At 58.4% G+C, this 13,208-nt stretch carries 13 protein-coding genes; 10 read left to right on the top strand and 3 right to left on the bottom strand.

All coding sequences use genetic code 11. The annotated features are described in order from the left end of the window. Positions 1-242: 242 nt before the first annotated feature. The 10 genes from H3T89_RS07795 to H3T89_RS07840 all read left to right on the top strand — a co-directional run bounded on the left by H3T89_RS07795 (position 243) and on the right by H3T89_RS07840 (position 6,792). Positions 243-902, top strand: a complete 660-nt coding sequence (locus H3T89_RS07795; RefSeq protein ID WP_198204069.1) for a hypothetical protein — start codon at positions 243-245, stop codon at positions 900-902. Next, positions 896-1,477: a recombinase family protein gene (locus H3T89_RS07800; RefSeq protein ID WP_198216731.1), complete on the top strand. Its 582-nt coding sequence runs from the start codon at positions 896-898 to the stop codon at positions 1,475-1,477. Before H3T89_RS07795 ends, H3T89_RS07800 begins: the two co-directional genes overlap by 7 nt. Positions 1,478-1,674: 197 nt before the next feature. Continuing rightward, complete coding sequence (locus tag H3T89_RS07805) at positions 1,675-1,899, top strand: hypothetical protein (RefSeq protein WP_198216732.1); 225 nt, start codon at positions 1,675-1,677, stop codon at positions 1,897-1,899. 9 nt (positions 1,900-1,908) lie between these two features. Then, a complete protein-coding gene (locus H3T89_RS07810; protein ID WP_198216733.1) occupies positions 1,909-2,037 on the top strand; it encodes a ribbon-helix-helix protein, CopG family in 129 nt (42 codons plus the stop codon). 708 nt (positions 2,038-2,745) lie between these two features. After that, positions 2,746-2,889 (top strand): hypothetical protein, encoded by a 144-nt coding sequence (locus H3T89_RS07815; protein ID WP_198216734.1) that lies wholly within the window; start codon positions 2,746-2,748, stop codon positions 2,887-2,889. Continuing rightward, the gene (locus tag H3T89_RS07820; protein ID WP_198216735.1) at positions 2,890-3,084 is read left to right on the top strand and encodes a hypothetical protein; all 195 of its coding nucleotides are present in this window, start codon (positions 2,890-2,892) and stop codon (positions 3,082-3,084) included. A gap of 9 nt (positions 3,085-3,093) precedes the next feature. Continuing rightward, the gene (locus H3T89_RS07825) at positions 3,094-3,246 is read left to right on the top strand and encodes a hypothetical protein (RefSeq protein ID WP_198216736.1); all 153 of its coding nucleotides are present in this window, start codon (positions 3,094-3,096) and stop codon (positions 3,244-3,246) included. Positions 3,247-3,503: 257 nt separating this feature from the next. Then, complete coding sequence (locus tag H3T89_RS07830) at positions 3,504-5,681, top strand: bacteriocin-associated integral membrane family protein (RefSeq protein ID WP_198216737.1); 2,178 nt, start codon at positions 3,504-3,506, stop codon at positions 5,679-5,681. Positions 5,682-5,706: 25 nt separating this feature from the next. Then, complete coding sequence (locus H3T89_RS07835) at positions 5,707-6,378, top strand: ATP-binding cassette domain-containing protein (RefSeq protein WP_052733229.1); 672 nt, start codon at positions 5,707-5,709, stop codon at positions 6,376-6,378. A gap of 27 nt (positions 6,379-6,405) precedes the next feature. Continuing rightward, complete coding sequence (locus H3T89_RS07840) at positions 6,406-6,792, top strand: hypothetical protein (protein WP_198216738.1); 387 nt, start codon at positions 6,406-6,408, stop codon at positions 6,790-6,792. Between the two features lie 283 nt (positions 6,793-7,075). Here H3T89_RS07840 and ilvA read toward each other — a convergent pair whose 3' ends face one another. The 3 genes from ilvA to H3T89_RS07855 all read right to left on the bottom strand — a co-directional run bounded on the left by ilvA (position 7,076) and on the right by H3T89_RS07855 (position 13,135). Continuing rightward, the gene (ilvA, locus tag H3T89_RS07845) at positions 7,076-8,341 is read right to left on the bottom strand and encodes a threonine ammonia-lyase (protein WP_198216739.1); all 1,266 of its coding nucleotides are present in this window, start codon (positions 8,339-8,341) and stop codon (positions 7,076-7,078) included. A 255-nt stretch (positions 8,342-8,596) separates the two neighbouring features. After that, positions 8,597-11,062 carry a bifunctional alpha,alpha-trehalose-phosphate synthase (UDP-forming)/trehalose-phosphatase gene (locus H3T89_RS07850; protein ID WP_198216740.1) on the bottom strand — a complete coding sequence of 822 codons (2,466 nt, stop codon included), beginning with the start codon at positions 11,060-11,062 and terminating at the stop codon, positions 8,597-8,599. Between the two features lie 162 nt (positions 11,063-11,224). Next, positions 11,225-13,135: a glycoside hydrolase family 13 protein gene (locus tag H3T89_RS07855; RefSeq protein WP_198216741.1), complete on the bottom strand. Its 1,911-nt coding sequence runs from the start codon at positions 13,133-13,135 to the stop codon at positions 11,225-11,227. Between the last annotated feature and the right edge of the window lie 73 nt (positions 13,136-13,208).

Consider the following 13,208-nt stretch of genomic DNA (forward strand, 5'->3'; position numbering starts at 1 on the left):
GGAGGGGAACATGAACAACTCATTGCAAAATCTGCAGGAAGCAGAGACTCCGCACATGGAGACTTTCAGTAACTCACAGTTTAGTATTATTTGTGCGTGCCAAAACAGCAACTGGAGCATTATCTGCAGTTGATTGATGATGCAGGGCCTCCATACCATGGTGGGGCCTATAGGAACTAAACCCATTTCATAAGGGTCCATACCGTCTTACGTCGTTGTTGGCCGATGTCGGCCTTCTCTTTATGGCTTTGACTTTCCTCTCAACAATCAAACTTCTTTGGCAAGGATGCAAAGGAGGATTAGCCTTTGTTGCCGGATGGACTCCTGTTGTCTTTTCTTCCTTCGTTTTTTGTTTTGGTGCCTTAGTCATGTATGGAGCCGAATGGGATAAGAGTTATAGCACGGTAACGACGTGCTCCTATCTCCTGCATCTTTTGTATATCTATCTGATACTAAATATTTTTATAGATTATTCTGAGAAGCTGAAGTTGTCGGCGTCATATATATGTCTCGTGCTTCTCTTTCTAGTTGAGGCATTTGCGCTGTTCATTTATGCTTGCGATGTTATAAACAATCGGGAGGGTGACCCGTCCAGCAGGTGGTGGATTCGCACTACACCTTATGCCATCATCGGTGTAATCTTCGTGATTATCCTGTACCTGATGAAAATATGCAATATCGAAGAATCAGACTATTCGCTGATTCTCTCTGTGGCCGCTTCCGTTCTGGCCGTCAACTATCTGGTGCAGATCATCAATGAACGCATCGTTCCCAAGGATGGCCCATACGAGGCGAATCATGAGGCGGGCGCTAACAGACCGATCCCAAAGGTCCCAAGGAAGGTCCAAGTGCAGGAGCCCAATACATCGCCGTCGGCCGGCCGAGGGGAGGGTGCATGCTGATCGGCTATGCGAGGGTGAGCACGCTTGAGCAGAATGAGGATCTGCAGACCGACGCGCTGAGGAAGGCGGGTTGCGGGAGGATCTATGTCGATCATTCCTCCGGTGCCAAGGCCAGCCGTCCCCAGTTGGACCGGATGCTGGAGGCGTTGCGCGAGGGCGACACGGTGGTGGTGTGGAAGCTGGACAGGCTGGGGCGCAGCGTGCAGAACCTGGTTGATCTGATGGACCGGTTCCATAGGCAGGAGGTGGGGTTCCGCAGCCTGACCGAGAACATGGACACCAGCACGCCTGGAGGGGTGCTGGTCTTCAACATCTTCTCCGCTTTGGCGCAGTTCGAGCGGGATCTGATCCGGGAACGCACCATGGCCGGCCTGAAGGCGGCCAGGGCGCGCGGCAGGAAAGGCGGCCGCCCCTACAAGCTCTCCGACAAGGACGTCGCCATGGTGCGCCAGCTGTACGATTCCAGGACCGTGACCGTCAAGGAGATAGCCGCCAAGTTCAACGTCAGCCGAAGCACCATCTACAAGGCGATCGGACGGGCAGGGGAGAAGGAACAGCACCAGGCAAACCTCTGAAAAACAGTCGCGCCGGTTTAAAGCGTCTGCCCGGCCTCGCTATCATCGGCCCGAGGCATCTCGGCGCCCTGCGCGAGGATTACATCGAGGTGTACGTGGCGCTGGAGCGAAACGGCGACTTCACCGTCTTCCACGCCCTCAGGCCACCCGGTGAGGGCGGAGAGGGACAGGCGTGCAGGAAGGGAAAGGAGCGCAAAATGGCCAAGCAAGTCACATCCGACAACCAGGAGGACATCGATGCGATGATCCGCGCAGCCGACCGGGGGGAGCTGATCCACCACCCGGAGGCCGCCGTCCGGCGGGACCCCGGCGCCCCGCTGCTGACCGACGAGCAGGCCGCATCGCTCATGGCCCAGAGTCTGGCGAATCTGGAGAAGCTGGAGGAGCGGCGGGCCGAGGCACGGACCGCTCGACGCACCTGAAGGGTCAGGGTGCCCAAGGACCTGGACGACAAGGCCAGTCGGCTGGCCAAGCAGGAGGGCACAAACAAATCCGCCATCATCCGCAAGGCTGTCGCCTGGTACCTCCAGAACACGGACAAGCAGCCGACAACCGCCTGATGGCCACCGTACCAGGACGCAAGGGCGCCTTCGGAACCCATGAATCACGGGTCCAGGGGTGCCTTCGTTTATGCGGTAATGCGGTTGGCTGCGCGTAGGCGATCCCGCAGGGCATGTCCAGGACAACCAGCCGGTCCTGGGCCATCCTCCTGGTGGACAGATTCTCCACCTCCATACACGCAGTACAAGCCTACCGGAGCCGGCAGGAAAGAACAGAGCCGGACGTGCGCACCGGAAGAACCGCCCCAGTCAGAAACGAGCATTTCACCGTTATCCCAGAAAGGGCCCGAAACCAGCCCACCACATCCATAAAACACCAGCAATCACAGCCCACCAAACATAACCGCCCAAGCATCAGACCCACCAGCAATCACGAAACCACCATCAGCAACACACCCCAAATGCACCAACCAGCGCAGACAGCAATCACGTCCAGATAAGCCACAATCAGACCAAATTCAAGAGATGGACCTTGAATGTAATTTGAGGGACTTTGAATGCAGCAAACCCTCTTAGCCCCACGCGCAGTGAAGCTAATGAGAGATCCCCCTATATACCTATACTAGAAAACTTGAATTTTTGATTTTGATTTTGACGGTGGATGACTTCGCTTCGCGGTCATTGGGGGGACGCCCATCGAGAAGCTGCGCGAACAGATTAAGAGCGTGGCCGGAGAACTGCAATCGCTGCTGGACGAAACGAGGAGACATGGACAAGAACCCGAACCAGAGCAACGAGGAGGACCTGAGTGCACGACTGTGCGAGACGAGGCAGGTGCTCGAGGAGCTCAGGAACTACCAGGGCGCGCAGATACAGCTCGTCACCAGCCGCCAGGTGAACCTCAAGGAGTAGTTGGAGACGATAACCTCCACGATGGAACAGGTCAACCAGATGCTGTTGACCAGCTTGCAGCGATTAGAGGACTCAGGCAACAGGCAGAGCGAAGCCTCAAGGAAGGTCATTCTCTTTGGCTACAAGGCGTTCGAGGAGAGCGTGGAGCAAACGGCCAGCAGGGACGAAACACAGCTCAGGAAGATGTACGACTAGCAGCGGCACGTGAACGAGCAGCTCTTAAGCCTGCAGAGCATGCAGAACAGCGGGCTCGACTCGCTCGCCCACGACGTCACACGACACCTCGACGAGGCACTGGTCTCACTCGATAGACAGGCCAGCGAGCAGATCAGACGGATGAGCAACCGGCTCGGCTGACATCAGACCCGCAACTGGCTGACCGCCACCATCCCCACCAGTGTCATCACCAGCGACATTCTCTACATGATTCCGCACTGCATCCACTAAACATCCCATGCTCATGGTGTGAGTGTAACCAAGCAAACTGGTCTTTTATGTGTTGTTCGAATTCCGGCAGGGGTATTGTTCCAGGAGTGGTGGCGTCATCGTACCAGTTCGGATTTCCACATCGGTGTCAGTGGCATAAGAACGGTCTCTATATGTGAGAGGCCCGGATGAATCAGCTGTATTTATGGGGTAAAATAACCCGTGATGGAAGATTTTTCGCCATCATATTTGCCTTCAAAGGAGAAGACTCTGAGGAAGTTTTGGTGAGGTATTTGCAAATTCACTGGATTGAACGGTTGACGATTTGGGCTTCCTTGATTCTCACCATAGTGGTGACATTCGAGATGCTTATCACTATCGACCAGGAGCTTCCGGCAGGTACCGGTACCTCTTTCACCGTCGAGAGGGTTGATACCGCGACGAAGGCGGATGCTGTGCGTGCGATTGCTCAAGCATCAAGAAATTTAGGGATTAATGTCTTCAAAATCCAACCTTCATTTCGTGATTCAATGAAGTCTCGTGTTCTCGTGGCCTTTGTGGGTGACCAAAAGTCTTTTCAACGAAATGGAGGGTACGATTATCCTTCCTTTTCAACGCGTGACCAGTCAACGAAAGTAGTTTCTTTTGAGGAGATTACCACCCAGGACTTGCGCGGAAGCTATGCGACCAATGCGGATAGGTCGCATATGGAACAGCTCGCCAAGGCTTTGTCACGTTCCCGGATAGTGGTTGACGAATCACAAAGCCTCTGGTCACGAGGCTTCTGGATAGCTGCGATGATATACGCGTTAGGGAGGGGTGGCCTTTGGGCGGGAGTCGTTATCATCGCCATCACATTGGTGGTTTCCACCGCGTATTCCCTGTCCAGGAACAGGAAGATACATGCAATCAAGGCGATGCACGGTTATACCAGCGGAAGGATACTCGTCGGCGAGCTGGCGTCACTGCTCGCCACACTCGCCGTGGGATTGGTGACAATTACCTTAGTGGGATTACCTTTCCTCTGGTTTATCAATAACTTCCACCAGATTTGGCGGCTCCTTCGAGCGCTGTTTATCGCCGTGGCTGTATTGACGGCCTATCTTGTCTTCCTGGCGTTGGTTTTGGGTGGTGCCAGTACATTCCGCGATCGAATACCCGCCGTTCTCAACGGAGAGGGCAACGAACTCCGTGATGGCATCATCGCGGGTTTTGCCCAGTTCATGGTGGTGGCTGTTCTCTTTGGCACCATCAGCGGTTCTCTGAATAGAATCAGCGCGGTACAGAGCACCAGCCGGTCCTTGGCACAGTGGTCTCGCATCTCGGATCAATATGTCCTGAGGTTTTCAATCAACATCACACAGGAGGATATGCTCCGGGCAGCGCCGCCCCTGATGAAAGTGATCGAGGATCTTGACAGTAGAGGAAAGGCGATGTTGGTCGGGTATAATAAATTTGGCTCCGATTATTACGATGATCCTTACGAACCGGACGGATCCGATTCGATGATAGTGAGCCCGAACTATCTTGACAAACAACCCATTGCCGGACTTGATGGGAAACCGGTTAGAGTGGCTGGAAGAGATATCGGGGCTTTCACACTCCTGGTGCCTTCATCATATAAAGGGGACCCCGGAGCCTTGTTGAAGAAATACGCCGAATATTTCAAGACACAGTGCCAACTGGGTGTTACCCGGAAACAGAAACCATATTCCTGCAACCCTCACGGCGTCCTGGTCCGCACACGTTCGGGCCAAGACATATCTCTCTTCTCGGGGACCCAGTTCATGCCTGCGGAAGATCAGCAGAGGCTGTCTTTGAAAGATCCAGTGGTAGCCGTCACATCCCCATCGTCAGGGTTGATCAGCCCCATGGTATACCTGTCATACACATCAAGCGATAGTGTATTGTTCTCTGATCCGGAACTCTTGCAAAGCAAGCTGGACCATTATGGAATCTCCGGATACTTCCAGGGTATTGACAACGCCAAGGACTCGGTGGCGTATACGTTGTCATTATCCCGGAACGAGCAACGCGGGGACATCATAGCCATATCGTTCGGTCTGGCCGCTGCCATGATGGCCATCCTCGTGTGCTCGGCCGCGTATTGCGCAAGACGACGCAGGCTCTCCTTCGTCCAATTCATCCATGGATACGGGTTTTTCAGAAGACATGGAGGCTTCCTTATCATGCAGAACACCGGGGTGCTGCTGACCCTCATGGCAGTCGGCATGATCGGCTCGATGAACAAGGTTGCGGATCTGGTGGCTGGAACATTGCTCTTCGCCGGATCCAGCCTCATCATGGCCATTACCGTATCGGCATACGAATCAAGGTTCCGTGCCGACGACATCAAACGCCCGTGAATCCGCGGTGCGCAGGGAGATGCATATGACAGACGCAGGCATGCAGCCGACATTGAAAGTCGAAGGACTTACCAAGAGATTTGCAGAACACACCTTATGGTCGAGACTGTCCTTCGACGCTGGACCCGGTTCCATAATCGCAGTGAGCGGACCGTCCGGCGCAGGCAAGACGACCCTGCTCAACTGCGTCGGCTTGTTGGAGGACTTCGATGAAGGATCGGTCACTTACAACGAAGGGACATTCCGTTCCGGTTATTTACACAAGAGCAGGAAGGGACAGCGAGTGTGTCTTCGCGAAAACATAGGATTTCTATTCCAGAACTATGGTCTTGTCGAACAGTGGAACGTATCGCGTAACCTGCAGATTCCCCTCAAAATGAAGAAGCGCGAGCATCGCAAGGAACGGGACGAACGAATCGACAGCGTACTTGACATCGTCGGGATGAATGGCTCACAGAAGAAAAAGATTTACACCCTATCGGGCGGGGAACAACAGAGAATCGCCCTCGCGAGGCTCCTGCTCAAGCAGCCGAGTGTCATTCTTGCAGACGAGCCGACCTCTGCGCTGGATCAAGACAACGCTAACGTCGTAATACGTATACTGTGCGAACTTGCCCAACAAGGTGCCGCCGTCATCATCTCAACGCACAATGAAGAAATAAAGCAAATCTGTTCGTCGATTATCGAGATAGGCTGATATACCCACGTCCTCCAACCGCAGACCGTGACGACCCTGGGGAAGGGCATCACCCATATCTGGCCGTACGGGAAGAAGGCCGGGTTGCTCATGGTGTGGATAAGCACCCAAGTCGTGCGCCAGAAGAAGCACAAGACCAGCCGCGTCATCATGCTTCCCTTCACGCTGCGGCAGCCGATGGAAGACCTGGGCATCCAACGCAAGCCCTGTAAAACCGATTACGAGAACTTCAAACGCCAGATCAGCACCCTGTCCTACTTCGACATCTACGCATGGCTGTCGCAGCGCATATACGCGCTCAACCATTCACACGCCTACCAGACCCGCTCATCGCCTGGAAATCGCTCCAGAACCAAATGGGCTCGAACTATGCAGAAACACGAAACCTCGTCACCAGATTCAAGCAGTCGCTGAAGCATGCGGCCGCTCTCTGGGTCGCGGCCCTGACCGATGCCGGCGCAGAGGGCAGGCCTCATGAGAGCATCAAGAAAGGGACTCCGCCTGTGATGAGACGCAAGGCAGCACAAGAATCGCCATAGATTGGACCTTCAAGAACCAGCAGGACCCATCATCCAAGCCCAGCAAAGGCATCGGCGATTCCGACTGTTCTCTCGGCGATGATCATGGTCCATCATTGTCCCCGAACATCGGATGCCAGGCACAGACACCGGCACCGGATCCAATCGGGACCTAGTGCTCAGTAGTTCTGATGGACCTGGAAGCCTCGACTGCGCAAGGTGTCCAGAATCTGGGTGATGTGATCGGGGCCGTTGGTCTCCACAGTCACCTCCAAGAGCACGCCGTTGTCATAGTGGCCGGAGGATTTGAACTGATCGTGGTTGAGCTCGATTACATTGGCACGCAGATCGGCCAGGACCGTGGCCACCTTGACCAGCTGACCAGGAACGTCGGGCAGCTCCACACCGAACTGCATGATGCGTCCGCGGGAAATCATCCCCCGCTGGATGACTGCACCCATGGTGACCGTATCGATGTTGCCGCCCGAGATGATGGGGACGATCACATGTGGCCCGGGAGCCGACCGGAAGACATCGGACTGCAGATCCAACTGGCCCAAGGCCGCAAGGGAGACGGCACCAGCTGCCTCGACCACTAGTTTGTGCTTCTCCAGCATGAATAGGATCATCTCTGAGATGTCGCTTTCGGTCACCTGGACCAGATCATCCATATAGCGGCTGAGCAGAGCATAGTTCAGATCGCCGGGACGCCTGACGGCAACACCCTCGGCAGCCGTACGCATCTGATCTGCTGCGACCACATGACCAGCTGTCAGAGATTCACGCCAAGCCGGAGATCCGACCGGGGTGGCTCCAATGACTCTGATTTCAGGCTTAAATGTCTTTACGGCGAGCGCCACACCAGCGCCCAGCCCGCCCCCACCCAGGGGAACCACGATGTCGGTGACATCGGGCACGTCCTGAAGAATCTCCATGGCGATGGTTCCCTGACCGCAGACGACCTCGTAGTCGTCAAAGGGCGGGACGAAGGTCATGCCGCGATCACGTGCCAGACCCAAGGCGTAATCGGAACTTTCGTCGAAGACCTCGCCCTGCAGGACAACCTCGGCACCATAGGCCCGAGTGGCATCGACCTTGAGCGGCGGCGTGATTCGGGGCATGACGATGGTGGCCTTCGCGCCCCGGCTGCGTGCGGCAAAAGCCACCCCCTGGGCATGATTGCCAGCGGAGGCGGTGACGATGCCGCGGTCCAGCTCGTCCTGATTCAGTGAGGCCACCTTGTTGTAAGCTCCGCGAATCTTGAAGGATCCGGTCAGCTGCAGATTCTCCGGTTTGAGCAGGACGCGATGGCCTATCCGAGCACCCAAGTCATCGGATTCCTCGATAAGGGTATGGCGGGCCACACCTTCCAGACGTTGGGAGGCTTTGCGCAAATCAGCGGCATGATCGGCCTCAAGACAGGCAGTGATTGTTGAAGTATCCATGCTCCAAGTATGGTCGGCCGGGCCCGACCAATAGGGTCAGCCGTCAACATGGTGGACACCCGAACATGCCGAAAACCAAAACATGTGGGCAATCAGACGTTTGGGCACCCGAAGACCGGACAGGTATGAGGACAGACCCGAGACAACCAGACCGATAGCCAGGCGAAGCTCCAGCCACCCATGAACTTGACGGACTTCACGAGTAGTCACCGGTAGTGGCTAACGGTCACCGGTAGTGGCTGGCAGTCGTCTGTCTTACTTGTCGTCTGTGAGCTGGGCGTGCGCCTCGTCCACCACGGTATGGTCGTCGCGGAAGTCGTGGGAGGCCACAGGCTCATTAGTGTCACGGGCCACACCGGCACCCAGGTCGGCCAGCAACAGAGTGACCGCAGTCGGATCGTTGACCCGCAGCCGAGCCTTGGTCTGGCCGGGCCCGACCTTGATGGTCCATCCCTTATCGGGCATGACGGCGAACATGGTCTCGTCGGTGTCATCGTCGCCCAAGGCCATCATGAAGTCGTAGTCACCGCTGTTGACGAAGGGCAGGATGGCCTGGCCCTTGCTGGTGGCTACGGGGGTGACCTCGACGACCTTGGAATTCTCCATGATCATCAGCCCTAGGCCGACTACTACGCCGCGCAGACGACGGAGCAGATCCTGACGCTCATGGTCGGCCACCTGGGCATCGCTCATCCGGTAGTGCCAGGCCACCGCATCGGACTTGCTCTCCACGAAGGAGTTGGGGACCCTGGTGGCCGACTCATCCATGATGGGCTGGATCACCTTCTGCCAGGTATCGGAGTCGGGCAGGCCCTTCGCCCGCTGCCACTCGTCCGAGTCGCTGCCGGGCAGGTTGCGGTTCCAGGCGCCATGCTCGGCAATCAGCCCCACCGGCAGGTCGCCGAACCAGTCCTGCATGATCTGATGGCTGCGGCCGGAGACCAGCAGGAAATCCACATCAGGATTGCTCCCCACCTGGGTCAGCAGACGGCGGAGGGCTTGGGTGGGCTTGGCCCGCTCAGGACGGCGAACCAGCGGGGTCAGCGTTCCGTCATAATCACACAGGATCAGACGACGATGGGCGCCGTCCCACTGACGAACGATGGCGTTGTGGTGATCCATACGCAGCCTCCTATCGGTCATGCCCGGAGCAGACACCTGCCGCAGTGAGTCGAGGAAGGAGGTGCACCAGTTGGCTGCAGTGCGCACCTTGAGTCGGGCCTGCATGCGGATGTTGCGCCGCTTGGACTCCTCGGGGGTGATCTCCAGGGCGTTGTGCAGGGCCTCGCAGACCATGTCGATGTCGTAGGGATTGACGATGAAAGCATCGGTCAGCTCGTCGGCCGCCCCGCACATGTCCGACAGGACCAGGGTGCCGTCGCGTCCGTCATGGCAGGCCAGGTACTCCTTGGCCACCAGATTCATCCCATCGCGCAGGGGGGTGACCAAAGCTACGTCGCCAGCCGTGTAGATGCCACAGACCGGCTTGATGGACAGGGAGCGGGTGATGTAGTGGATGGGAGTCCAGGCAAGCAGGGAGTAGCGACCGTTGATCTCGCCCACCAGCTGGTCCACCTGGGCCTTGAGCCGCTGATAGGACTCGACGACCTCCCGCGAGGGGGTGGCCAGCAGGTAGTAGGTGACATGGCCCACCCACTCAGGGTACTTGTCCAGCATGCGGCCGAAGGCCTGAAGCCGCTCGGGCAGACCCTTGGTGTAGTCCAGCCGGTCCACCGAAACGATGACCTTGTTGGAGCGGCTGCCCACCGAGGAAGCCGCCTGCTTGGCCAGCGTGGACTCGGGGATGTCCTTCTCCATGTAGTGGCTCCACCAGTTGGCGTCCGATGTGGCGGCTTCGTTGGCCGCCACGCCCTCGGCAGTCACCGAGGTGCGGTAGCGATGACGGGGAGACTTGCCGCAGACCTCGTCGATTCCTCGACGCATGGCCCGGGCCAGGCCGGAGTGGGCGGTACGCCGGTAGAGGTTGTAGTCGATGCCGATGGGGAAGGCGTCGATGGCTGCTCGGTGGCCGTCAGGCATTTCGACCACGCCGTCCCGGTTGACCGGCAGTTCGGGCAACAGCCTGTGCAGCGAAGCCAGGAAGCTGGCGGAGAAGTCCACCGTATGGAAGCCGATCAGGTTGGCGCCCAGGACACCCTCCAGGATCTCGCGGCTCCATGGCAGGGAGCGGAAGATCTCGGCACTGGGGAAGGGCACGTGCAGGAACCAGCCGATGGAGGCATCGGGGTAACGTTCGCGCAACATCTTGGGCAGGAGCATCAGGTGGTAGTCCTGGACCCAGATGGTGTCGCCCTTGCGGATGAGCGGCTCCACCACCTGCGCGAAACGCATGTTGACCTTGCGGTACATCTCCCAGTCCTCCTGGCGGAAGACGGCCTCATGCGAGAAGTCATGGAAGAGCGGCCAGAGGGTGTTGTTGGAGAATCCGGCATAGTATCCATTCAGCTCCTCCTTGCTCAGGAAGATAGGAATGCACCGGCTCTCCCGGTAGGCCTGACGGATGCGGTCCAGCTCCTTTTCCGAGTACTTTTGCGGATCGATGCCGCTCCAGCCGATCCAGAGGCTGTCCTTATGGGAACGGTGGTAGGGGCCGATGGCCGTGGCCAGTCCCCCCACGTTCTGTCGCAAGGTGTAAGAGCCGTCCTCCTGTGCCTGCAAGGACATGGGCAAACGGTTGGAGACGATGATCAGACGAGACATGCAACCCGCTTTCTTTTCCCGTCCGCGCCGGAATCGTCGGGATTGACCACAGCGCGAACCCATCGCCCCGGGACCCGCGGACCCGACCGGTCCGCACAGGCCCATCAGGGCATCGCTGACTTCCACTCTAGCCTGGAAAGCGTGCCGACGGCGGGGTTTTCCTCAGAGTCGGTAGACGAAGCCCTCCCAGGGGGAGAGGCGGCCGGTCAGCAGGGAGCTGGCGGTTTGCTCCGGTCTGTAGGTTGATATGAGGATCCGATCGGGGTCCACCGCTCCGAGAGCCATGGAGGTGAATCCGGTTTGATCCAGGCCCAGAAGTGCGGCGGTTTCAGGCGGCAGTGAGGCCGGGCGGCTGCTCAGATTGACCACAACCAGCAGGCGCTGACAGGGCAGGGCATCCAGCACGCTGGCAGCCTCGGGTCCCGACTTGGGCTCGGGCGCCTGGTCCAGGGAACGGGTGAATGAGTAAATCTGGTCCGCATCCGGATCCAGAAGGGTGAAGTCGCCGGCCGCCACGACCGGATTGGTATGACGCAGGCGGATCAGCTCCCGGTAGAAGGCCAGGACCGAGTCCGGGTCACGCAGCTCGGTCTTGGCGTTGACCTTATCCCTATTGGGATTGACGGCCAGCCAGGGCTCCTTGGGAGCGTATGGAGCCGTGAAGCCGGCGAACTTGGTGGAGTCCCACTGCATGGGGGTGCGGGCGTTGTCGCGGCTCATATAGGCCAGGGCGGCCATCATGGACTCCGGATCCTGCTCATGCACCTGGTCGACCCGCTGATGGTAGAGGTTGATGGATTCCAGATCCTGGTACTGGTCAAGGCTGGTGAGGCCGGCATTGGTCATGCCCAGCTCCTCGCCCTGATAGATGTAGGGGGTTCCCCGGTGCATGTGCAGGAGGAGCCCCAGGGCCTTGGCCGAACGCGAGCGCAGCTCCTCACTGGAGGTGTCGCCCCAGCGGGAGACGATCCTGGGCTGGTCATGGTTGTCGAAGTAGAGGCTGGCCCATCCGGCCTTGGCCACAGCCTGCTGCTGCTCGTCCATGGCAGCCTTGAGCCGGGGAACTCGGAAGGGACGGATGTCCCACTTGCTGTCCCCGGTGTCAACCTCGGTCTGGGTGAAGAGGAAGAGCATGTCCAGCTCGTGGTTGGCCGGGTCGGTGATCTGCCCGCTGCGGGCAGGCGCCAGGCCAGGAGCCTCCCCCACGGTCAGGTAACCCTGTCGACCCTGGAAGACCTGGCTGCGCATCTCTTGGAGGAACTCATCCAGCCTGGGGCCGTCCACGCAGAAGGGCACCGAGGACGAGTACCCCTCAGGCCCCACGGGACCGTCAGCAATGGCCGATCCGTCCTCGCCGGGCAGGCGGCCCTCGGAGTCGACGGTCTTGGAGATCATGACGATCACATCCATGCGGAATCCGTCGATGCCCCGGTCCATCCACCAGTTCATCATGTCGAAGACGGCCTGCCGGACCTGGGGGTTCTCCCAGTTGAGGTCAGGCTGCTTCTTGGAAAACAGGTGCAGGTAGTATTCGCCGCGCTGTGAATCGTACTGCCAGGCGGAGCCTCCGAAGTAGGACCCCCATTGGTTGGGCTCTGCGCCCGGGGTGCCGGGTTCGTGGCCGGTCTTGGCGGGACGCCACCAGTACCAGTCGGCGTGCGGGTCGTCCTTGTTGCGGGAGGCCTGGAACCAGGCGTGCTCATCCGAGGTGTGGTTGACCACCAGGTCCATGACCACCTTGATCCCCCGACGGTGGGCCTGGTCCAGAAGCTCGTCCATATCGTCCATGGTGCCGAAGATGGGGTCGATGTCCTGGTAATCGGCGATGTCATAGCCGTTGTCGTCCTGGGGGGACTTGTAGACCGGGCTCAGCCAGATCACGTCCACGCCCAGGTCGGCCAGGTAGTCCAGCCGTTGGGTGATGCCCGGCAGGTCGCCGTAGCCGTCGCCGTTGGTGTCCTGGAAGGACCGTGGATAGATCTGGTAGACCACCGCGTTGGCCCACCAGGGATTGGGGGTGGCTCCGTTGGTCCGTACCCGATCGGGCAGCTGCATGCGTTCTTTCTGGGTCATGGTCCTCCTCACGAAGATTGGATTCCTGGGACTTCCTTGTTCTGCGACCTCCACTATAGGCTGCCCTGACCGC

The sequence above is a fragment of the Bifidobacterium sp. W8114 genome (assembly GCF_016101165.1).
Taxonomy (GTDB): Bacteria; Actinomycetota; Actinomycetes; order Actinomycetales; family Bifidobacteriaceae; genus Bombiscardovia; species Bombiscardovia asteroides.